We start from the raw sequence: 21,911 nt of genomic DNA on the forward strand, positions 1-21,911 counted from the left end.
TCGCGCCGCAGTGCTCGCGTCGGCCTGGTTTGTCCAGCGTGTGCCCTGTCGAGTAGCCTCGACTAGGTAAATCCCGATTTTGTCCCTACGACCTCACCTGTCCGGAGCAACCCAACAACATGCCGAGTCCCACCGTCACCTCGCCGCAAGTAGCCGTCAACGACATCGGCTCGAGCGAGGACTTTCTCGCCGCAATAGACAAAACGATCAAGTACTTCAACGATGGCGACATCGTCGAGGGCACGATCGTCAAAGTGGACCGGGACGAGGTGCTCCTCGACATCGGCTACAAGACCGAAGGGGTCATCCCCGCCCGCGAGCTCTCCATCAAGCACGACGTCGACCCCAACGAGGTCGTTTCCGTCGGCGATGAGGTCGAGGCCCTGGTTCTCACCAAGGAGGACAAAGAGGGCCGCCTGATCCTGTCCAAGAAGCGCGCGCAGTACGAGCGCGCCTGGGGCACCATCGAGGCACTCAAGGAGAAGGACGAGGCCGTCAAGGGCACGGTCATCGAGGTGGTCAAGGGTGGCCTGATCCTCGACATCGGTTTGCGCGGCTTCCTGCCCGCCTCGCTGGTCGAGATGCGCCGGGTCCGCGATTTGCAGCCGTACATCGGCAAGGAGATCGAAGCCAAGATCATCGAGCTGGACAAGAACCGCAACAACGTGGTGCTGTCCCGGCGGGCCTGGCTGGAGCAGACGCAGTCCGAGGTGCGCAGCGAGTTCCTCAACCAGCTGCAGAAGGGCAGCATCCGCAAGGGTGTGGTCTCCTCGATCGTCAACTTCGGCGCGTTCGTCGACCTCGGCGGCGTCGACGGTCTGGTGCACGTCTCCGAGTTGTCCTGGAAGCACATCGACCACCCGTCCGAGGTGGTCCAGGTGGGCGACGAGGTCACCGTCGAGGTGCTCGACGTCGACATGGACCGCGAGCGGGTTTCGTTGTCGCTCAAGGCAACCCAGGAAGACCCGTGGCGCCACTTCGCCCGCACCCACGCCATCGGCCAGATCGTGCCGGGCAAGGTCACCAAGCTGGTTCCCTTCGGCGCGTTCGTGCGCGTCGAGGAGGGCATCGAGGGCCTGGTGCACATTTCCGAGCTGGCCGAGCGCCACGTAGAGGTGCCCGACCAGGTCGTCGCCGTCGGCGACGACGCGATGGTCAAGGTCATCGACATCGACCTGGAGCGCCGCCGGATCTCGTTGTCGCTCAAGCAGGCCAACGAGGACTACACCGAGGAATTCGACCCGGCCAAGTACGGCATGGCCGACAGCTACGACGAGCAGGGCAACTACATCTTCCCCGAGGGCTTCGACGCCGAAACCAACGAGTGGATGGAAGGTTTCGACAAGCAGCGCGCCGAATGGGAGGCCCGCTACGCCGAGGCCGAGCGCCGGCACAAGATGCACACCGCGCAGATGGAGAAGTTCGCGGCGGCCGAGGCCGCCGGGCACGGCGGTGGGGAGCAGTCGCCCGGCAACGGTGCGCCGCAGGAGAAGGCGGCCGGTGGCTCGCTGGCCAGCGACGCCCAGTTGGCGGCCCTGCGGGAAAAGCTCGCCGGCAACGCGTAACTCGTTCAGCTAGATGCTTCGCATCGGGTTGACCGGTGGCATCGGCGCCGGCAAGTCGGCGCTGTCGGCCGCCTTCGCCAAACGCGGTGCGGTCATCGTCGACGGCGACGTCATCGCGCGCGAGGTGGTCCGGCCGGGGACCGAGGGCCTCGAGGCGCTCGTCGAGGCGTTCGGCGACGACATCCTGCTGCCCGACGGGTCGCTGGATCGTCCGGCGTTGGCCGCCAAGGCTTTTCGCGACGACGAGGCGCGCCAGCGGCTGAACGGGATCGTCCACCCACTGGTGGGTAAGCGGCGCGCCGAGATCATCGCGTCGGTCCCGGACGATTCCGTTGTGGTGGAGGACATTCCGCTGCTGGTGGAGTCCGGGATGGCGCCGCTGTTCCCGCTCGTGGTGGTGGTGCATGCCGACGTCGAGGTGCGCGTGCGGCGCCTCGTCGATCAGCGCGGCATGCCGGAAGAGGACGCCCGCGCCCGGATCGCCGCGCAGGCCTCCGACGAGCAGCGCCGTGCGGTCGCCGACATCTGGCTGGACAACTCCGGCAGCCCCGAGGACCTGGTGAAGCGCGCCCACGAGGTGTGGGACAACCGGATCGTGCCGTTCGCCCACAACCTCACCGAACGTCAGATCGCCCGCGCGCCCGCGCGACTGGTGCCTCCCGACCCGAGCTGGCCCGACCAGGCGCGGCGCATCGTCAACCGGTTGCAAACGGCCTGCGGCCACCGGGCGCTTCGGGTGGATCACATCGGCTCGACCGCCGTTCCGGACTTCTTCGCCAAAGACGTCATCGACGTGCAGATCACCGTCGAATCACTGGCGGTTGCCGACGAACTCGCCGAGCCGCTGCTGGCCGCCGGCTACCCGCGCATCGAGCGCCTCACCTTCGATGTCGCCAAGGACGACGCCCGCAGCACCGACGACCGCTACGACCACAGCGACGATGTAAGCCTGTGGCACAAGCGGATTCATGCCTCCGCGGATCCGGGCCGTCCGACCAACGTGCATGTCCGGGTGGCCGGCTGGCCCAACCAGCAGTTCGCCTTGCTGTTCGTCGACTGGCTGAGGGCGAACCCCGACGCGCGCGCCGACTACCTGGCCGTCAAGCGCGCTGCCGAAGAGGGGGCGGGCGGCGACACCTCGCCGTACGTCGCGGCCAAGGAACCGTGGTACCCCGGCGCCTACCGGCGGGCGTGGGAATGGGCCGACTCGACCGGATGGCGGCCGTAACCTGCGGTGGGAGTGATCGCGACACGTAAACGTCGCACACGACACGCCGAAGCGCGTCGCAAGCATTTATGTCTCGTGGGCCGCCAGCCCGCCGCGCTCACTCCGAGCTACCCGGGCAACGGTGCGCCGCAACCCAGCACACCGTTGGTGGGCCCCGGGTTTCCAGGTGCCGGCCGCACCACCTGGTCGACCTGGGTGAATACGTTGTCGTCGACGTCGATCTCGCAGTGCACGTTGGCCGAGTAGGGGAAATGCAGCACGATCCGCATGCCGGCCTGCTGCGGATCGGGCAACACCGTGTTGGCCTCGAACACGTTGCCGGGCATCGACGGCAGGTTGGTGGTGTTGGTCTGGCCGCCGTTGATCACGAAGGTGGCCTGGCTGCCTGTGGTCACCGCGTCGACCCTGGCGCGGTAGGTGATGTTGTGCAGGTCCGCCCGCGCGGTCGCCGGGCTTAGCTGGGAGCCGGCCGCGATCACGGTCAGGGCGGCGATCGGCATCCACCAGTGCTTGCTGGGGCTCATGTTGCCGAGATTACGCCCGGCGTCGTGCGAGGCCAAGCCGTGCGGCTCATCCGCGGAGCTTCGCCAGGCGCCGCGCGGGGGCGGCCAGCGAGCGGGCGTGCCGGTGCATGCCGGCCCACGGATCGGGTTGCCCGGCAAGCCGTTTGGGAATGTCACGGATCGTGAACCGGTCCGCGCGCAAGCCGCGGACGTCCAATTCGTCCCACTGCAGCGGGGTCGCCACCGGCGCGCCCCGGCGGGCCCGGACCGAGTACGGGGCAACCGCGGTCTGCGCGTAGGCATTCCGCATGATGTCGAGGTACACCCGGTCGCCCCGCTTGTCCTTGCGCGCTTCCACGGTGCGGTGTGCGGCGTCGTCGGCCGCCACCACCTCGGCCACGTCGCGGGCGAATTGCCGGGCGGTGTCGAAATCGGCGTCGGGGCGCAGCGGCACCACCACGTGCAGCCCGCGCGAACCGGTGGTCTGCAGGTAACACGGCAGCCCCAGGTCGTCGAGGACCCCGGCGACCGCGCGGGCGGTTGCCCGCACCACCGCGAAGTCGCTGTCGGCGGGGTCGAGGTCGAAGACCAGCCGGTCGGGCCGATGCAACCGGTCCCGCCGCGACTGCCACACGTGCAGCGTGACGCAGTTCTGGTTGGCCAGCCAGCGCAGCGCCTCCGGGCGTTCGGCCACCGGGTGCACCACCGTGCCGCCGCCCTCCTTGGCGACTTCGACGCGGCCCATCCAGTCGGGCAGCGAGTCGGCGAAATCCTGTTGCACCCAGCCTGGTTCGCCGATGCCGCGCGGGAACCGTTGCACGGTGAGCGCCCGGCCCTTGAGGTGCGGCAGCATGGCGCCGGCCACCTCGCCGTAGTAGTCGACCAGCTCACCCTTGGTGATTCCCGGATCGGGAAAGACCACCCGGTCGGGGTGGGTGACTTCGACGGCGATGCGGGTCATCGCGGCGTCTCGCGGACGACGTCGGCCGGCTCCTTGTCGGTGCGCAGGCCGAGGTAGCGCGGATGGCGCAGTTTGCCGTCGCGCGTCCACTCCGTGAACCCGATCTGGACCACCAGCTCCGGTCGCACCCAGCGGGCGCCGTTCTCGCGCACCAGCCCGCGGGTGAAGGGTGCGGCGTCTTGCTCGATGGGTGTCAACCGCTGGTGCAGGCGGCGCAGGGTGGCCTCGTCGAACCCGGTTCCCACCTTGCCGGCGTACACCAGGTCGCGTCCGTCGTGGTAGCCCAGCAGCAGCGCGCCCAATTCGATGCGGCTGCCCTTGGGTGCGGTGTAGCCGCCTACCACGAACTCCTGATCGCGAACGCACTTGAACTTCAACCAATTCGGCGAGCGGCGGCCGTCGTACCTGGAGTCGGCGAGTTTGGCGATCACCCCTTCGTCGCCGCGTTCGCAGGCGGCCCGGTAGGCCGCGATGCCGTCGCCGACGCGGTGGGCCGTGAACCGCAGCGGATCGGCGAAGTCGATAGCCTTGCGCAGCAGCCGTTTACGCCACAGCAGCGGCACGTCGACGGTGGACTCGCCGTCGACGTGCAGCAGGTCGAACAGGTAATAGAACACCCGCACCGGCGAGGCCCGCGCCACCTCGGGGTCGGTGATGCCGAGGCGGGCCTGCAGCCTGGCGAAGCTGGTGCGGCGGCCCTCGAACGCCACCACCTCGCCGTCGACCACGAACCGGTTCGTGTGCTGGGCGCCGAGCGCGTCGACGAGTTCGGGGTAGGTGCCGTTGAGCGGCTGGCGGTTTCGCGACAGCAGTCGCACGTTGTCGCCGTCGCGGAACGCCAGGCAGCGCATTCCGTCGAATTTGCGCTCGAAGATCCAGGCGGGATCGGAGAACCGCTTCTCGGTCAGGGTGGCCAGCGTGGGGGCCCGCCAGTCCGGCACCGGCTCGTCGTGCAGGGCCGCGCGCACCGGCGCCGGCAGCGCGGCGAGGCCGGTCATGACGAGCCGTCCGCCGCGGCGTCCAGGTAGGCCGGATCACATTGCGCGTCGGCGTCGCCGTCCCTGCGCCTGATCAGCAGCCAGGTCTCCTCCTCGCCTTCGCGGACCCGGGTGAGCGAGTAGCAGCAGCGCAGCTTCTCGCCGCGCAGCTGGAACGAAAGGTGTCCGCACTCAAGGCATTCGGCCATCTCGTATTGGGTCACATTGGCATAGGTGCCGCTGTCGGCGACGACGGCGGCACTCGCGGCGTCGTCGAGCGGGTGATCCGGTGTGCGGCGGGCCATCCGGCCGTCCTTGGGTATCGCCCAGGACACCAGCACGCCGTCGATCTCTAGGCGAAGGTCGTAGTGGTCGCCGCCGGCCGTGTCGTGCTCGATGAGGAAACACGGTTGGCCGCCGGACCGGCGTCTCCGCCGGTAGTCGGTCAAGCTCAAGCGCATTCCGAAGGGATACCCGTCGGTAATATGCGGAAACGGCCCGGAAACGGACCGGAAACGGCTATCTCCCATGCCAGCTGAGCTCCATGCCCTCGGTGGCCAGCCACCGGGACAGGTCGTAGCCGTTGCGGGCCAGGCCGTCGACGGCCGCCACGGCGCGCCGCACCGCCCGTTCGGCGACGTCGGGCGTCAGCAGGCCGTGCCGGACGGCGTCGAGCAGCTCATCGACGTCGGCCAGTGCCGCCCCGGTTCCGGTGCGGAGCTCGATGTCGAGGTAGTGGTCCTCCGAACGCCACGCGCGGGGCCCTGGTGTGTATTCGCCCACATCGAGGTAGTAGTCGTGGTCGCGGTCATGGCCCGGATTGAAATGAAAGACGGTGGCGCGCAAGCCCAGCGAGGGCAGCAGCCAGGACTCGAGGTAATGGAACTGGGCGCGGCCCGGGGTGGGACGGGCCAGGTAGAGGCCCCACGGCCGCACGATGTATTCGTCGACGGCCCGCACGATGCCCTTCGGATCGGTGTTGGTGCGGTCGACCAGGTCGAATGTCTCGTGCTTCGGCGGATGGATGGTCCCACCCTATCGGCGTAACCGGATTTTCCATCGCACGAAGCCGGCGTAGAACACCGACAGGGCGGCCAGCATGCCGATGTCGAACAGCCATATCTTCGACGTGTGCTCCCAGAACCGGTCCTGGGACACCAGCGCGCCGGGCACCAGGTTGCGCAGGTCGACCGTCGACGCCGCCGCAGCGTAACCCCACCGCGCGGGCATCGTGAAGGACAGCTGGTCGAGCCCGAGCCGGCCCGTCACCGGGACCATGCCGCCGCACAGCACCAGTTGGGCCATCACGGTCACCACGAACAGCGGCATGATCTGCTCGCTGGACCGGACCAGCGACGAGATGGCCAGCCCGAGGATCGCCGAGGCGACACAGGTCGCCGCGACGGTGACGAACAGTTCGGCGGTGGCCCCGAGGGTCGAATGCCCGAACAGGACCCCGCCACGGGTAGGGGTGCTCTTGCCCACCACCACGATCGCGGTGATGATCGCCGATTGCAGTATGGCGAACCCGCAGAACACCGCGGTCTTGGCGAGCAGGTAGGCGGTGGTCGACAGGCCGACGGCCTGCTCGCGCTGGAAGATGGCGCGCTCGCCGACCAGGTCGCGGATCGTCAGCGCGGTGCCCATGAACGCCGCGGCGGGCAGCAGCAGGGCCAGGATCTGCGCGGCTTCGTCGGGTGTTCCGGCGTTCGGGCCCGGCGCGCGGAAGCCGTTGCCGCCCGGCACGGTCAGCGACAGCGACCCCAGGATGAACGGCAACAGCGCCAGGAAGATGAAGTAGGCCCGGTCGGCGACGACCAGGCGCACCTGCCGGCGCGCGACGGTGGAAATCTGGCGCCGCACGCTGGTGTGCACCGGTTCGCCCAGCGCCCCCGGTTCGTCGGTCTTGTCCGGCATCAGCTTCTGCGGCCGCTTCTGGCCCTCGGCCCGCTCCAGGAACCGCCGGTTGGCCTCTTCCGGGTCGGCGCCCACCTTGGTGAAGATCTTGGCCCAGTTGGTGGTGCCCATCGCCTCACCGATCTGGTCCGGCGGGCCGAAGTAGGCGGTCTTGCCGCCCGGCGCGACGAGCAGCAGCTGGTCGCAGACATCGAGGTAGGACAGCATGTGCGTCACCACGATGACCACGCGGCCGGCGTCGGCGAGCTGGCGCAGCATCGTCATGACCTGGTGGTCCAGCGCGGGGTCGAGGCCCGACGTGGGTTCGTCGAGGATCAGCAGCGACGGCCCGGTGAGCAGCTCGAGCGCCACCGAGGCGCGTTTGCGCTGGCCGCCGGAGAGCTTGTCGACGCGGGTGTCGGCGTGCTTGGTCAGGTCGAGTTCGTCGAGGACCTGGGCGACGACCTTGGCACGGTCGGCCTTGCTGGTGTCGGGCGGCAGCCGCAGTTCGGCGGCGTAGCCGAGTGCCTGGTTGACGGTCAGTTGGCGGTGCACGACGTCGTCCTGCGGGACCATGCCGATCCGGCTGCGCAGCGACGCGTAGTCGGCGTGGATGTTGTGGCCCTCGAAGGTGACCGAGCCCGACGTCGGGGTGGTGTAACCGGCGATCAGCCTGGCCAGCGTGCTCTTGCCGGCGCCCGAGCCGCCGATCACGGCGGTGAGGGTGCCCGGGCGGGCGGTCAGCGAGATGTCGTCGAGCAGTTGTTTGCCGTTGTCGACGACGTAGCGGACGTTGTGCACCTCGAGCCCACCGGTGCGGGCCGCGGCCGCGCTGCGCTCGACCAGGGTGCCGTCGCGAAACACCAGGTCGACGTTGCCGATGGTGACGACGTCGTCGTCGCTCAGGATCGCCGACCCGACCCGGGTGCCGTTGACGAACGTCCCGTTGATGCTGTTGTCCCGGATCTCGGTGCCCAGCGGGGTGTGCACCAGCGTCGCGTGGTGACGCGACGCCAGCACGTCGGAGACGACGATGTCGCTCTCGGCGGCGCGGCCGATCGTCTTGGCGCCGGCCGTGCCCGCGGCGGCCGACAGGCGGGGCGACAGCAACTTCACGAAGCGGGTGGCCAGGTTCGACACGTCGGCCGTCTTCGTGTTGATCACCGTCGAGTCCGCGGGCGCCGGCGCTTCGGGCGGGGCAGTGCGGGCGTGAACGACCGTCAGCGGGTCGGGCGGCGGGACCCGCAGCGGCGGTGACGCCTGCCGGGGCTGTGATACCGGCTGCCTCGGCGGGGGCGGCGGCGGCTGCGGGGGCAGCCCGGCCGGTTGCCTTGGCGGCGCCGGGGGCGGCATCGGCCGCGGCGGCCCCGGGTGAACGGGTTGGCTGCGGGGCTGGCTGCCGGTCTGGCCGCGCACGGGTGCGGTGGGGTTGGTCTTCTCCGGCAGCACCGACCACGCCAGCGTGGGCGGGCCGGAATCACGTGCCGGCCGCGGCCGGGGTGGCTGGTTGGCGTGGCCCTGCTGGGGCCCTATCGCGAAGGTCAGCCGCGGGCCCTGCGGATTGCCGACGTTGATGCTCTGGCCGTCGTGGATGTCGATGACCGGCATCCGGTAGCCGTTGACGTAGGTGCCGTTCAGCGAGCCGTTGTCGATCGCGAGCCACCGGCCCTGGTCGAACCGCACGATCAGGTGCGCGCGGGAGATCCGCGGATCCGCAATCCGCATGTCGGCGTGCGCGTCGCGGCCGACGACGACCTCGTGGCCCGCCGCGAACGAGCGTTGGGACCCGTCGTGCCGGATTGTCAGGACAGGCGGGGCGGGTCGGGTCACATAATCAAGTATCGGTGCGCGGCTCGAATGGTCTCTATGGGACCCGCCTGTGATTTGGCTTTATTTCGGTTCGGCCACTCAAAGCTGTTTCATAGCTTGCTGAGACCTATCGCCCACGGATATCCGGCATGATTCCAGCGTGAGGGGAGTTAACGGAGTTGCGTCCGGCGCAGCTCGAGGCAGTGCCGACACACCAGGGGGCAACGATTGACGGACGAAAACAGGGGCACCACCCGGCGGATCGATGCCGGGCGACGGCTGCTGAGCAACCCGCGATTGGCGCGCGAGGCGCTGCGCGCGGGCTTTGAGTCGATCCCCTCGGCGACCGTCGCGCACCTGCTTCGCCGCATTCCTCCCGTCGGCTCGGCCCCGAACGCCGCGCCCGCCGCGGAGTCCCCGGCCGAGGTCAGTGGATCACGCCTCGCCCTGAGCAGCGGCGCACCGTTCGCCGGCTACACGGTCCTGCGGCAGCTCGGCGCCGGCGGGATGGCCGAGGTCTACCTGGCGCTGCATCCGCGGTTGCCGCGTCGCGACGTGATCAAGGTGCTCGCCGAGGCGGTCACCGCGGACCAGGAATTCCGGGAGAGGTTCAACCGGGAGGCCGACCTCGCGGCGACGCTGTGGCACCCGCACATCGTCGGCGTCCACGATCGCGGCGAATTCGACGGCCAGCTCTGGATTTCCATGGACTACGTCGAGGGCACGGACGCCGCCCGGCTGGTCAAGGAGCGCCACCCGGACGGGATGCCGATCGACGAGGTGTGCGCCATCGTGCAGGCCGTCGCCGGTGCGCTCGACTACGCGCACGATCGCGGCCTGCTGCACCGCGACGTCAAACCCGCCAACATCCTGCTCACTCACCCCGAGTACGGGGAACGGCGAATCCTGTTGGCGGATTTCGGCGTGGCGCGCCACCTGGCCAACATCAGCGGTATCACCGAGACGAACGTGGCGGTGGGAACCGTGGCCTACGCCGCGCCCGAACAGCTGACGGGTTCCAACATCGACGGCCGGGCCGACCAATATGCCTTGGCCGCCACGGCTTTTCATCTGCTCACCGGCGCGCCGCCCTTCCAGCACTCCAACCCGATCGCGGTGATCAGCCAGCATCTGCACGAGGATCCGCCTCGGCTCAGCGATTACCGCCCCGAGCTGGCGCACCTCGACGACGTCTTCTTCAAGGCCCTGGCCAAACAACCCCAGGACCGGTTCGAGCGGTGCCGCGGGTTCGCCACCGCCCTCAGCGAGCGGGTCTTCGACGCGAACGCCACCGGGGACGGCGACGACGCCCAGCCCCGCCCCGCCGTGCTGACGCCGCCCCGCCGGCGCGGTCCCCGCGGTCTCGTCGCTGCGCTGACCCGGCGGTTCTCGTCGCGTGCCCGGTGGGCTACCGCGCTGCTCTGCGCGGTGCTGATCGCGATCGCGGCGACCTGGTCGGCCCTGTACTCGTTCCAGCCGGACAGCCCCGCGCCCAACGTCCCGGCGCTCGCGTCCAGACCGTCCGTCCCGGCGCCCAGCGCCGCGCCCGCGAGGCCCGGCGGGCCGGCGCTCAACGGCACCTACCAGTTGACCTACGACCGCAGCAAGCAGACCACCAACGGCATTCCGATCCGCCACGACGGCCCGACCACGAGCTGGTGGGCGTTCCGCTCGGTGTGCACGACGAACGGGTGCGCGGCCACCGGGACACAACTCGACGACGCCAACCACCAGGTGGCCAGCACCACCGACGGCGGTCACACGTACTCGCTGCGCTTCGTCGGCGGCTATTGGCAGGGCGGGCTTCTGCAGGAGCGGGCGGGCTGCACCCCGCCGAACGGGCAGGGGCAGGCCACCCAGCAGGAAAGCGTCGCCGGGTCGTTGGCGCCGCAAGCCGACGGCACGCTGCGCGGCACGGTGACGCAAACCGCTCTGTCCAACGAGTGCGGCGCGCAGGGCGCGGTGGTGCGGGTACCCGTCGTCGCCACCCGGGTCGGCGACGCCCCGCCGAGCGTGCCGCTGGCCGACCCCACTCAGGTCGTCAACACCTCGGCCCCGTCCCGCCCGGCGCCGCCCGTGCTCGGCGGGGTGTGCAGCGACGTCGACAAGCTCGCCTACGACCCCACCAACAACGAGCAGGTCGTCTGCGAGGGCAACACCTGGTCCAAGGCGCCCATCACGATGGGCGTGCACGCCTCCGGGAGCTCCTGCGACCGGCCGAACACCTCGGTGTTCGCGATGACCACCTCCAACGACGGCCACCTGCTGCAGTGCGATCCGGTCACCCGTACCTGGACCAGGCCGGCGGGGTAGCTTCTCTGCTCGCGAGGGTGCGTGTCTGCACGGTGACACGCCGTGCGAGGTGTCATTCTGCGCACGCTCGGGGGGTCGACGGCCGGACACTTGTCGGTGCCCGCCTCTACCCTGGGGGCATGGCCTTCGCCACTGAACACCCGGTAGTCGCGCATTCGGAATACCGCCCCGCCGCCGAGGAGGTGGCGGGGTTGGTGCGCGCCGGCGGCCACTTCGAGGTCGTCAGCCCGCACGCACCCGCCGGCGACCAGCCCGCGGCCATCGACGAGCTGGAGCGCCGGATCCGGGCGGGGGAGCGGGACGTGGTGCTGCTCGGCGCCACCGGCACCGGAAAGTCGGCCACCACCGCGTGGCTCATCGAGCGGCTGCAGCGCCCCACGCTGGTGATGGCGCCCAACAAGACGCTGGCCGCCCAGCTGGCCAACGAGCTGCGAGAGATGTTGCCGCACAACGCCGTCGAGTACTTCGTGTCGTACTACGACTACTACCAGCCGGAGGCGTACATCGCGCAGACCGACACCTACATCGAGAAGGACAGCTCGATCAACGACGACGTGGAGCGGCTGCGGCACTCCGCGACGTCGTCGCTGCTGTCGCGGCGCGATGTGGTGGTGGTGGCCTCGGTGTCGTGCATCTACGGTCTGGGCACCCCGCAGTCCTACCTGGACCGCTCCGTCGAGCTGCGGGTGGGCAGCGAGGTGCCCCGGGACGGGTTGCTGCGGCTGCTGGTCGACGTGCAGTACACCCGCAACGACCTGTCCTTCACCCGCGGCTCGTTCCGGGTGCGCGGCGACACCGTGGAGATCATCCCGTCCTACGAGGAGCTCGCGGTGCGCATCGAGTTCTTCGGCGACGAGATCGAGGCGCTGTACTACCTGCACCCGCTGACCGGCGAGGTGATCCGCCAGGTCGACTCGCTGCGGATCTTCCCCGCCACCCACTACGTGGCCGGCCCCGAGCGGATGGCGCACGCGATCTCCACCATCGAGGAGGAGCTCGCCGAGCGGCTCGCCGAATTCGAAAGCCAGGGCAAGCTTTTGGAGGCCCAGCGGCTGCGGATGCGCACGAACTACGACATCGAGATGATGCGCCAGGTCGGGTTCTGCTCGGGCATCGAGAACTACTCCCGGCACATCGACGGCCGCGGGCCCGGCTCCCCACCGGCCACCCTGCTCGACTACTTTCCGGAGGACTTCCTGCTCGTCATCGACGAGTCGCACGTCACGGTGCCCCAGATCGGCGGCATGTACGAGGGCGACATGTCGCGCAAGCGCAACCTGGTCGAGTACGGGTTCCGGCTGCCGTCGGCGTGCGACAACCGGCCCCTCACCTGGGAGGAGTTCGCCGACCGGATCGGGCAGACGGTGTACCTGTCGGCGACCCCCGGCCCCTATGAGCTCAGCCAGTCCGGCGGCGAGTTCGTCGAGCAGGTGATCCGCCCGACCGGCCTGGTGGACCCGAAGGTCGTGGTCAAGCCGACCAAGGGCCAGATCGACGACCTGATCGGGGAGATCCGCAAGCGCGCCGACGCCGACGAGCGCGTCCTGGTGACGACGCTGACCAAGAAGATGGCCGAGGACCTCACCGACTACCTGCTGGAGATGGGCATCAGGGTGCGTTACCTGCACTCCGAGGTCGACACCCTGCGCCGGGTGGAGCTGCTGCGCCAGCTGCGGCTGGGCGAGTACGACGTGCTCGTCGGCATCAACCTGCTGCGCGAGGGCCTGGACCTGCCGGAGGTGTCGCTGGTGGCGATCCTCGACGCCGACAAGGAGGGCTTCCTGCGGTCGACGCGGAGCCTGATCCAGACCATCGGCCGCGCCGCCCGCAACGTGTCCGGCGAGGTGCACATGTACGCCGACTCGATGACCGACTCGATGAAGGAGGCCATCGACGAGACCGAACGGCGCCGGGCCAAGCAGATCGCCTACAACGAGGCCAACGGCATCGACCCGCAGCCGCTGCGCAAGAAGATCGCCGACATCCTCGACCAGGTCTACCGCGAGGCCGACGATTCCGAGACCGTCGAAATCGGCTCCGGGCGCAGCATGTCCCGCGGCCGCCGCGCCCAGGGTGAACCCGGCCGCGCGGTGAGCGCCGGCGTGTTCGAGGGTCGCGACACGTCGAACATGCCCCGCGCCGAACTGGCCGACCTGATCAAGGACCTGACCGCGCAGATGATGGCCGCCGCCCGTGACCTGCAGTTCGAGCTGGCGGCGCGGTTCCGCGACGAGATCGCCGACCTCAAAAAGGAACTGCGCGGGATGGACGCCGCCGGCCTGAAGTGACGCGCACCGCCAATGTCACCGGCAGCTGGCGCGAGCTGCTGGGCGCCCGGCACCTGGGGACGTCGGTCGTGCTGGCGGGTGGCGTCGCGCTGTACGCCACCAACGAGTTCCTCACGATCAGCCTGCTCCCGAACACCGTCGCCGAGATCGGCGGCAGCCGCCTCTACGCGTGGGTCACGACGCTGTACCTGGTCGGGTCGGTGGTGGCCGCGACGATGGTCAACCCGATGCTGGTGCGCGTCGGGGCCCGCCCGTCGTACCTGATCGGCCTGGCCGTGTTCGGCGCCTCCAGCCTGGCGTGCGGAGCGGCGCCGTCCATGGAGGTCCTGATCGCGGCGCGCGCGCTGCAGGGCGTGGCCGGTGGGCTGCTCGCCGGCCTCGGCTACGCGGTGATCAACGCGGCGCTGCCCCGCTCGCTGTGGACCCGGGCCTCCGCCCTGGTGTCGGCGATGTGGGGGGTCGCGACGGTGGTCGGGCCCGCGACGGGTGGGCTGTTCGCGCAGTTCGGGCTGTGGCGGTGGGCGTTCGTCGCGATGGCGGTCCTGACGGCGCTGATGGCCCTGCTGGTCCCGGTCGCGTTGCCGGCGGGCCGCGGCGGCACGGGCGCCGAGACGCCGGCGCTGCGGGTGCCGGTGTGGTCGTTGCTGCTGATCGGCGCGGCGGCGCTGGCCGTCAGCGTCGCCCAGATCCCGCACAACCTCGCCGCGACCGCGGGGCTGCTCGCCGCGAGCGTCCTGCTGGCCGGACTGTTCGCGATCGTGGACCGGCGGGCGCGTGCGGCGGTGTTGCCGCCCAGCGTCTTCGGGCCCGGGCCGTTGAAGTGGATCTACCTGACGATGGGCCTGCTGATGGTGGGGGCGATGGTGGACACCTACGTGCCGCTGTTCGGTCAGCGGTTGGCACACCTGACGCCGGTGGCGGCCGGTTTCCTGGGTGCGGCGCTGGCGGTGGGCTGGACGGTCTCCGAGATCGTCAGCGCGTCGCTGGAGAACCCGCGGGCGATTCGGCGGGTGATCGCGCTCGCGCCGGTGGTGGTGGCGTCGGGCCTGGCGCTGGGCGCGCTCACCCAGCGCGGCAACGCGTCGGCCGGGACCGTCGCGGCCTGGACGCTGGCGTTGCTCGTGGCGGGGATCGGGATCGGGATGGCCTGGCCCCATTTGTCGGTGCGCGCAATGGATTCCGTCGACGACCCGACCGAGGGCGTCGCGGCGGCCGCGGCGATCAACACGGTGCAGCTGGTCTCCGGGGCGTTCGGCGCCGGGGTGGCCGGCGTGGTGGTCAATACGGCCCGGGGCGGCGACGCGGCCGCGGCCCGCTGGTTGTTCGCCGTGTTCACCGCGTTGACCGCGGCCGGTGTGGTGGCTTCCTATCGCGCCACCCGGGCCAACCGCTGAGCTCAGTCGGGTTCTTCGCCGCCGCGGAGGATGGCGACCACCCCGTCGACCTCGGCGAAGACGTCGGAGGCGCTGCCCATCCTGGCGCCGGAGAGGGTCATCGTCACCCTGACCTCGCCGTCGTCGATGTCGTGGGCGTCGGCGTCGAGCTCGGTGAGCTGCCAGTCGCGCTGCCCGCAGATCCGCAGCAACTCCCGCAGCACTCCCCGGCCGTTTTCGTAGATGATGGTCAGCCGGCGGGTCCCGCGCAGCCGGGCGGTGAGCTGACGCTCGACGGCGCTGAACGCGAGCGCGCTGACGAAGTGCAGGGCCACGACGGCGACGGCCAGCAGCAGCAGACCGGCGCCGACCGCCATCCCGATCGCGGCCGATTCCCACACCGCGGCCGCGGTGGTGAGCCCGTGCACCGCGCCGCGCCGGGTGATGATGATGCCGGCGCCCAAAAAGCCCACGCCCGAGACGATTTGGGCCGCGACGCGGGACGGGTCGAGCGTGACGGTGCCTTCGTGCACGATATCGAAGAAGCCGAATTTGCTGACCAGCATGATCAACGCCGACGACGTGCCGACGATCGTCTGGGTCCGCAGGCCCGCGCTCTTGCCCTGGATGGTTCGTTCCAGGCCGATCAGCGCCGTCAGCCCGAAGGCGGCCAGCAGCTCGACGACGTGACGCGCGCCCTGCACGTCACCCCCGAGCAGCGGACCGGCCAGCAAAACCTGCATGCCCGTCAACTACCCACGGATGGCGCTTCTACGCGCCGGTCATCGCGTCAACTTGACGACCTGCGAGTAGTGGAACTGCCAACGCTCCACGATGTGGAAGCCCAGGTAGCCCGGAAACCGGTACGCGGGGGCGCGCCCGAAGGCGGTTCCCGGCGGCAGTGCTTGTCCCGATTGTCCGGCCTGGTGATCGGGCAACGAGGTGTCTTTGTTGGTGATCGTCCAGATGGTGGTGCACTTGTTGATCTTGGCCGTGGTCAGCCACACCGCGACGTGGCCGTCCCACAGCCAGCCGACCTTGGGTCCGTAAGCGCCGCGCTCGACGTCGATCAGCGATTTGAAGGCGGCGGGCCGCGTGGCCAGCAGCGCGCGGATCGGTCCGGGCCGCCAGGGCACGGTGTTGTCCACCATCAGGCAGTCGCCGGGCGCGGCGTGGGAGCTGATCAGGTCGGCGACCTGGCTGTAGTCCCAGCCCTCCTTGGCGTAAGGCCAGCGCTGGATGAACAGGTAGTTGGGCAGCGCCGCCGCGGCGAACAACAGCACTGCGGCCGCGATCGGCCACGGCGTGCGGGCGATGGTCACGATGCAGACGGCCATGACGACCGCAGCGGCGGGAGCGGTGAAGATCAGGTAGCGCGGGTAGTAGATCGGTTCGCCGAGGGCCGAGTAGGCGACCACCAGGGCCGTGGGCAGGACGATCCAGGCCACGCCGATGATCAGCAGGCTGCGGGTGTCGCCGCCCGGGCCGCGCGCGCCCCTGAGCCGGGCCACCACCGCGGCGACGACGAGGACACCCGTGAGGATGGCGAACGGAACGCTGTGGTCGAAGTATTGCCTCTGGATGATGTCGAAGGCGTAGTGCCAGCTGACCGGGTAGATCCAGTTGACCTGGAATACCTGGCCGTGGGCGAACAGGATGAACGGCGTCATGGCCCCGACCGCGACCGCCGTGCTGGCGGCCCATCGGATGACGGGAGACCTGCGGGAGCCCTTCGGCGCCAGCAGCGGCACCAGCACGGCGTACACCGGCACCAGCAGCACGAGGTTGAGGTTCAGCAGGACCGACAGCATCAGCGTCAGCGCGTAGCACACCCACCAGCGCGGCGTGCTCCGCCGGACGGCGGCGACCAGCAAGACCGTCAGCCAGATGGCCGCGGCGGCGGCGAACGCATACGAGCGCGCTTCCATGCCCGCCCAGGTGGTCCGCGGCAGGATGGCGAACACCGCCCCCGCGCACACCGCGGTGGCCCGTCCGGGGACGAACTGCTTGGTGAACACCGTGACACCGGCGGCGGCGGCCCCGACCGCCAGGGCGCTCGGCGCCCGCGACCAGAATTCGGTCGGCGGAAACATCGCGAACCAGCCGTGCATCAGCAGGTAATACAGTCCGTGAACGGCGTCGATATGCCCCAGCAGCTTCCACAGCTCCGGCAACGTCCGGCTGGCCGAAGCCGAAATGGTGGCTCCCTCGTCGAACCACAACGACGGCCTACCGGCCCAGGCGGCGCTGACCACTGTGGCGAACGCCGCGATCAGCCACGGATCGAGCACCCTGCCGCGCGACCGCGCGGGCTCCCGCCGCTCGGCGACGCCGGAGGCCTCGGAGGCGTGCTGTTCGGCGGTGGACATGGACATGATGCTTGTCACTGTAGGTCGCACCGGACGAACGGGCTCACCACGAGTTCCCGGTCGCTGCGACCGGTGCCACAACGGCGCATTCACCCGCCGGCACGGCAATTCGTCGAAATAGTCGGAAATGCAACGCTTTCCGCCGCGGCCGGGCAGATCGGTGGTTTCAAAAGTGCGGCAAATCGTTCGTTCGTGCAGCGTGGCCCCGCAATTGCCGTGTGCGCCACGCCACGCTGAGCGGCAATTCCAATCCCTGTTTATCCGGCAAACACGATACTGTCTTGGGTTGGCTGACCAACCGAAACTGGGAGGGTAAATGAGCGCCTATCGGACCGTGGTGGTCGGGACGGACGGCTCGGATTCATCGTTTCGCGCGGTGGACAGGGCTGCGCAGATTGCCGGGGACGACGCCAAGCTGATCATCGCCTCGGCGTACCTGCCGCAGCACGAGGACACCCGGGCCGCCGACGCGCTGGGGTCCGAGAGCTACAAGGTGTCCGGCACGGCCCCGATTTACGCGATCCTGCAGGACGCCAAGGAACGGGCGCACAAGGCGGGCGCCAAGAACGTGGAGGAGCGCTCGGTGGTCGGCGCCCCGGTCGACGCGCTGGTCAAGCTGGCCGAGGACGAGAAGGCCGACCTGCTGGTCGTCGGCAATGTCGGCCTGAGCACGATCGCGGGCCGGCTGCTGGGATCCGTGCCGGCCAACGTCTCACGCCGCGCCAAAGTCGACGTGCTGATCGTGCACACCACGAACTGACCTACCAGCCGCGTTCGCGCCATGCTGCGTGCTGGTCGCACCGGCGTTTGAGTGTGCATTGTGGGCTTTGGGTGTGCGCCCAGTGCGCACAAGTTGCCGAAATCGCGCCGCCAGTGCACACGCAAAGCCGTGAGTGCACACTCGCCGCCGAAAGGCCGCGGTCTACCAGCCGCGTTCGCGCCATTCGGCCAGGTGCGGGCGCTCCGCGCCCAGCACCGTGTCGTCGCCGTGGCCGGGATAGATGACGGTGGCGTCGTCGTACACCTCGAACACCCGCGTGGTGACGTCGTCGAGCAGCTGGGCGAAATCACCGGCCTGCCACGTCTTGCCGACCCCGCCCGGGAACAGGCAGTCGCCGGTGAACAGCTGCGTGACGCCGCCGGTCGCGGGTCCGTCGAGGGCCAGGGCGATCGACCCGGGCGTGTGCCCGCGCAGGTGGATGACGTCGAATGTCAGCTCACCGATCCGCACGGTGTCCCCACCGGCCAGCAAACGGTCCGGGTTGACCGGCAGCGGGCCGGCGTCGATCTCGTTGGCGGCGGTCGGGGCGCCGGTGGCCGCGGCGACGGCCTCCAGCGCCTGCCAGTGGTCGAAGTGCTGATGGCTGGTCACGATCAGCGACAGCTTCGGCGCGTACTCCCGGATCAGGCCGAGGAGGACGTCGGCGTCGTTCGCGGCGTCGATCAGCAGGGTTTCGCCGGTCGCGGAACATGTCACGAGATAGGCGTTATTGTCCATCGGGCCCACCGACGCCTTTAGAATCGTGGCGCCGGGTAGGGTCCGGCGGGCCGCGGTACCGGGGTCGACGTGTCCGGTGTAGTTATCGTCGGGCACAACCGAGGCAGTCATAGCGGCCACGTTACTGGTCACGGGTTGCTTGTCGGTACGGACACATAGCATGGAATGCGCCGTGCGCATCAACGGCTGTAATACCCGAAGCATTCACTGAAAGAGGCACCGTTGGCTGACCGCCTCATCGTCAAGGGCGCCCGTGAGCACAACCTGCGGGGCGTCGATCTCGACCTGCCGCGCGATGCGTTGATCGTGTTCACGGGGCTATCCGGGTCGGGCAAGTCGTCGCTGGCGTTCGACACCATCTTCGCCGAGGGCCAGCGCCGCTACGTCGAGTCGCTGTCGGCCTACGCCCGCCAGTTCCTGGGGCAGATGGACAAGCCCGACGTCGACTTCATCGAGGGGCTGTCCCCGGCGGTCTCGATCGACCAGAAGTCGACCAACCGCAACCCGCGGTCGACCGTCGGGACGATCACCGAGGTGTACGACTACCTGCGGTTGCTCTACGCGCGCGCAGGCACGCCGCACTGCCCGGTCTGCGGCGAGCGGATCGCCCGCCAGACGCCCCAGCAAATCGTCGACCAGGTGCTGGCGATGCCGGAGGGCACCCGCTTTCAGGTGCTGGCCCCGGTGGTGCGCACCCGCAAGGGCGAGTTCGCCGACTTGTTCGAGAAGCTCAACGCCCAGGGCTACAGCCGGGTGCGGGTCGACGGCGTGGTGCACTCGCTGACCGATCCGCCCAAGCTGAAGAAGCAGGAAAAGCACGACATCGAGGTGGTGGTCGATCGCCTGACGGTCAAGGCCAGCGCCAAGCAGCGGCTCACCGACTCGGTGGAGACCGCGCTGAACCTGGCCGACGGCATTGTGGTGCTGGAGTTCGTCGATCACGACCACGACGCCCACAACCGCGAGCAGCGGTTCTCCGAGAAGCTGGCCTGCCCCAACGGGCACGCGCTGGCGGTCGACGACCTCGAGCCGCGGTCCTTCTCGTTCAACTCGCCCTATGGCGCGTGCCCGGAGTGCACCGGCCTGGGTATCCGCAAGGAGGTCGACCCCGACCTGGTGGTGCCCGACCCGGAGCGCACGCTGGCCGAAGGCGCGGTGGCGCCGTGGTCGACGGGCCACACCGCGGAGTACTTCACCCGCATGATGGCCGGGCTGGGCGACGAGCTCGGCTTCGACGTCGACACGCCGTGGCGCAAGCTGCCGGCCAAGGCCCGCAAGGCGATCCTCGAGGGCTCCGACCACCAGGTGCACGTGCGGTATCGCAACCGCTACGGCCGCACCCGGTCGTACTACGCCGATTTCGAGGGCGTGCTGGCGTTCCTGCAGCGCAAGATGGCGCAGACCGAATCCGAGCAGATGAAGGAGCGCTACGAGGGCTTCATGCGCGACGTGCCCTGCCCGGTGTGCGAGGGCACCCGGCTCAAGCCGGAGATCCTGGCGGTGTCGCTGGCGGCGGGGGGCCGCGGCAAGAAGTCCATCGCCGAGGTGTGTGAGCTGTCCATTTCGGACTGCTCGGACTTCCTGAACGCGCTCACCCTGGGGACGCGGGAGCAGGCGATCGCCGGACAGGTGCTCAAGGAGATCCAGTCGCGGCTGGGGTTCCTGCTCGACGTCGGGTTGGACTACCTGTCGCTGTCGCGGGCGGCGGCCACGCTGTCCGGCGGTGAGGCGCAACGCATCCGACTGGCCACCCAGATCGGCTCCGGCCTGGTGGGCGTGCTCTACGTGCTCGACGAGCCCTCCATCGGGCTGCACCAGCGCGACAACCGTCGGCTCATCGAAACCCTGACGCGGCTCAGGGATTTGGGGAACACCCTGATCGTCGTCGAGCACGACGAGGACACCATCGAGCACGCCGACTGGATCGTCGACATCGGGCCGCGGGCCGGCGAGCACGGCGGCCAGATCGTGCACAGCGGAACGTATGCCGAGCTGCTGGCCAACGAGGACTCGATCACCGGCGCCTACCTGTCGGGCAAGGAGAGCATCGAGCTGCCGGCGATCCGGCGGCCCGTCAACCACAAGCGCCAACTCACCGTCGTCGGCGCCCGGGAGCACAACCTGCGCGGCATCGACGTGTCGTTCCCGCTCGGGGTGCTGACCGCGGTGACGGGCGTGTCGGGCTCGGGAAAGTCGACGCTGGTCAACGACATCCTGGCCGCGGTGCTGGCCAACCGGCTCAACGGCGCCCGGCAGGTGCCGGGCCGGCACACCCGGGTCACGGGCCTGGACCACCTGGACAAGCTGGTGCGGGTCGACCAGTCGCCGATCGGCCGTACGCCGCGGTCCAACCCGGCCACCTATACCGGAGTGTTCGACAAGATCCGCACGCTGTTCGCGGCGACCACCGAGGCCAAGGTCCGCGGGTATCAGCCGGGCCGGTTCTCGTTCAACGTCAAGGGCGGTCGCTGCGAGGCGTGCACGGGCGACGGCACCATCAAGATCGAGATGAACTTCCTGCCCGACGTGTACGTCCCGTGCGAGGTCTGCCACGGCGCCCGGTACAACCGGGAAACGCTGGAGGTGCACTACAAGGGCAAGACCATCTCCGAGGTGCTGGACATGTCGATCGAGGAGGCGGCGGAGTTCTTCGAGCCGATCAGCGGCATCCACCGCTACCTGCGCACACTCGTCGACGTCGGGCTGGGCTACGTCCGGCTCGGGCAGCCCGCGCCGACGCTGTCCGGCGGCGAGGCGCAGCGCGTCAAGCTGGCCGCCGAACTGCAGAAGCGCTCGACCGGGCGGACGATCTACATCCTCGACGAACCCACCACCGGGCTGCACTTCGACGACATCCGCAAGCTGCTCAAGGTGATCAACGGCCTTGTCGACAAAGGCAATACGGTCATCGTCATCGAACACAACCTGGACGTGATCAAGACGTCGGACTGGATCGTCGACATGGGCCCCGAGGGCGGCGCCGAGGGCGGAACCGTTGTCGCCGAAGGCACCCCGGAGGACGTCGCCGCGGTGCCCGAAAGCTACACGGGCAAGTTCCTCGCCGAGGTCGTCGGGCGTGCCCCCGCGCCGCGGCGGTCGACCCGGCGCCGCAAGGTCACCGCCTGAGCGAC

16 protein-coding genes are annotated in these 21,911 nt (G+C 69.5%); 7 read left to right on the forward strand and 9 right to left on the reverse strand.

The window, feature by feature from the left end; all coding sequences use genetic code 11:
• The first annotated feature begins 119 nt into the window (after positions 1-119).
• A complete protein-coding gene (rpsA, locus tag A5705_RS00355) occupies positions 120-1,565 on the forward strand; it encodes a 30S ribosomal protein S1 (RefSeq protein ID WP_068274432.1) in 1,446 nt (481 codons plus the stop codon).
• A 13-nt stretch (positions 1,566-1,578) separates the two neighbouring features.
• Positions 1,579-2,793, forward strand: coding sequence for a dephospho-CoA kinase (gene coaE, locus A5705_RS00360; RefSeq protein WP_068274435.1), 1,215 nt, complete (start codon positions 1,579-1,581; stop codon positions 2,791-2,793).
• A 107-nt stretch (positions 2,794-2,900) separates the two neighbouring features.
• Here the strand turns inward: coaE and A5705_RS00365 are convergent, their stop codons facing one another.
• From A5705_RS00365 to A5705_RS00390, 6 genes are all read right to left on the reverse strand, one after another.
• Positions 2,901-3,317, reverse strand: a complete 417-nt coding sequence (locus A5705_RS00365) for a hypothetical protein (RefSeq protein ID WP_067878502.1) — start codon at positions 3,315-3,317, stop codon at positions 2,901-2,903.
• Between the two features lie 46 nt (positions 3,318-3,363).
• Positions 3,364-4,257: a non-homologous end-joining DNA ligase gene (gene ligD, locus A5705_RS00370; RefSeq protein WP_068274438.1), complete on the reverse strand. Its 894-nt coding sequence runs from the start codon at positions 4,255-4,257 to the stop codon at positions 3,364-3,366.
• Complete coding sequence (gene ligD / locus A5705_RS00375) at positions 4,254-5,255, reverse strand: non-homologous end-joining DNA ligase (protein ID WP_068274440.1); 1,002 nt, start codon at positions 5,253-5,255, stop codon at positions 4,254-4,256. Before ligD (A5705_RS00375) ends, ligD (A5705_RS00370) begins: the two co-directional genes overlap by 4 nt.
• Complete coding sequence (locus A5705_RS00380; protein ID WP_068274442.1) at positions 5,252-5,695, reverse strand: DNA polymerase ligase N-terminal domain-containing protein; 444 nt, start codon at positions 5,693-5,695, stop codon at positions 5,252-5,254. Before A5705_RS00380 ends, ligD (A5705_RS00375) begins: the two co-directional genes overlap by 4 nt.
• Before the next feature lie 58 nt (positions 5,696-5,753).
• On the reverse strand, positions 5,754-6,194 hold the full coding sequence (locus A5705_RS00385) for a DUF402 domain-containing protein (protein WP_068274443.1): 441 nt from the start codon (positions 6,192-6,194) through the stop codon (positions 5,754-5,756).
• Between the two features lie 75 nt (positions 6,195-6,269).
• Positions 6,270-8,960 carry an ATP-binding cassette domain-containing protein gene (locus A5705_RS00390; protein WP_082956202.1) on the reverse strand — a complete coding sequence of 897 codons (2,691 nt, stop codon included), beginning with the start codon at positions 8,958-8,960 and terminating at the stop codon, positions 6,270-6,272.
• 207 nt (positions 8,961-9,167) lie between these two features.
• Between A5705_RS00390 and A5705_RS00395 the strand changes: the two genes are divergently transcribed.
• The 3 genes from A5705_RS00395 (at position 9,168) to A5705_RS00405 (ending at position 14,934) form a co-directional block, all read left to right on the forward strand.
• Positions 9,168-11,252 carry a serine/threonine-protein kinase gene (locus A5705_RS00395; protein WP_068274444.1) on the forward strand — a complete coding sequence of 695 codons (2,085 nt, stop codon included), beginning with the start codon at positions 9,168-9,170 and terminating at the stop codon, positions 11,250-11,252.
• 119 nt (positions 11,253-11,371) lie between these two features.
• The gene (gene uvrB / locus A5705_RS00400) at positions 11,372-13,540 is read left to right on the forward strand and encodes an excinuclease ABC subunit UvrB (RefSeq protein WP_068274446.1); all 2,169 of its coding nucleotides are present in this window, start codon (positions 11,372-11,374) and stop codon (positions 13,538-13,540) included.
• Positions 13,537-14,934 carry an MFS transporter gene (locus tag A5705_RS00405; RefSeq protein ID WP_068274448.1) on the forward strand — a complete coding sequence of 466 codons (1,398 nt, stop codon included), beginning with the start codon at positions 13,537-13,539 and terminating at the stop codon, positions 14,932-14,934. The genes uvrB and A5705_RS00405 overlap by 4 nt, the downstream gene beginning before the upstream one ends.
• 2 nt (positions 14,935-14,936) lie before the next feature.
• On the opposite strand, the gene A5705_RS00410 is transcribed toward A5705_RS00405, so the two are convergent.
• The gene (locus A5705_RS00410) at positions 14,937-15,656 is read right to left on the reverse strand and encodes an MgtC/SapB family protein (RefSeq protein ID WP_067878526.1); all 720 of its coding nucleotides are present in this window, start codon (positions 15,654-15,656) and stop codon (positions 14,937-14,939) included.
• A 39-nt stretch (positions 15,657-15,695) separates the two neighbouring features.
• Positions 15,696-17,288 (reverse strand): hypothetical protein, encoded by a 1,593-nt coding sequence (locus tag A5705_RS00415; protein ID WP_067878529.1) that lies wholly within the window; start codon positions 17,286-17,288, stop codon positions 15,696-15,698.
• A gap of 310 nt (positions 17,289-17,598) precedes the next feature.
• On the opposite strand from A5705_RS00415, the gene A5705_RS00420 reads away from it, so the two are divergent.
• Positions 17,599-18,042, forward strand: coding sequence for a universal stress protein (locus tag A5705_RS00420; protein ID WP_067878533.1), 444 nt, complete (start codon positions 17,599-17,601; stop codon positions 18,040-18,042).
• Positions 18,043-18,204: 162 nt separating this feature from the next.
• On the opposite strand, the gene A5705_RS00425 is transcribed toward A5705_RS00420, so the two are convergent.
• Positions 18,205-18,891: an MBL fold metallo-hydrolase gene (locus A5705_RS00425; RefSeq protein WP_067878536.1), complete on the reverse strand. Its 687-nt coding sequence runs from the start codon at positions 18,889-18,891 to the stop codon at positions 18,205-18,207.
• Positions 18,892-19,002: 111 nt separating this feature from the next.
• On the opposite strand from A5705_RS00425, the gene uvrA reads away from it, so the two are divergent.
• A complete protein-coding gene (gene uvrA / locus A5705_RS00430; protein ID WP_068274450.1) occupies positions 19,003-21,906 on the forward strand; it encodes an excinuclease ABC subunit UvrA in 2,904 nt (967 codons plus the stop codon).
• The last annotated feature ends 5 nt before the right edge of the window (positions 21,907-21,911 follow it).

This window comes from Mycobacterium sp. E787 (genome assembly GCF_001668725.1).
GTDB lineage: Bacteria > Actinomycetota > Actinomycetes > Mycobacteriales > Mycobacteriaceae > Mycobacterium.

Bases quoted from the DNA above. Each gene is read 5' to 3' on its own strand.
- rpsA (WP_068274432.1), top strand. From the start codon at position 120: ATGCCGAGTCCCACCGTCACCTCGCCGCAAGTAGCCGTCAACGACATC.
- coaE (WP_068274435.1), top strand. From the start codon at position 1,579: ATGCTTCGCATCGGGTTGACCGGTGGCATCGGCGCCGGCAAGTCGGCG.
- A5705_RS00365 (WP_067878502.1), bottom strand. From the start codon at position 3,317: ATGAGCCCCAGCAAGCACTGGTGGATGCCGATCGCCGCCCTGACCGTG.
- ligD (WP_068274438.1), bottom strand. From the start codon at position 4,257: ATGACCCGCATCGCCGTCGAAGTCACCCACCCCGACCGGGTGGTCTTT.
- ligD (WP_068274440.1), bottom strand. From the start codon at position 5,255: ATGACCGGCCTCGCCGCGCTGCCGGCGCCGGTGCGCGCGGCCCTGCAC.
- A5705_RS00380 (WP_068274442.1), bottom strand. From the start codon at position 5,695: ATGCGCTTGAGCTTGACCGACTACCGGCGGAGACGCCGGTCCGGCGGC.
- uvrB (WP_068274446.1), top strand. From the start codon at position 11,372: ATGGCCTTCGCCACTGAACACCCGGTAGTCGCGCATTCGGAATACCGC.
- A5705_RS00410 (WP_067878526.1), bottom strand. From the start codon at position 15,656: ATGCAGGTTTTGCTGGCCGGTCCGCTGCTCGGGGGTGACGTGCAGGGC.
- A5705_RS00415 (WP_067878529.1), bottom strand. From the start codon at position 17,288: ATGTCCATGTCCACCGCCGAACAGCACGCCTCCGAGGCCTCCGGCGTC.
- A5705_RS00420 (WP_067878533.1), top strand. From the start codon at position 17,599: ATGAGCGCCTATCGGACCGTGGTGGTCGGGACGGACGGCTCGGATTCA.
- A5705_RS00425 (WP_067878536.1), bottom strand. From the start codon at position 18,891: ATGACTGCCTCGGTTGTGCCCGACGATAACTACACCGGACACGTCGAC.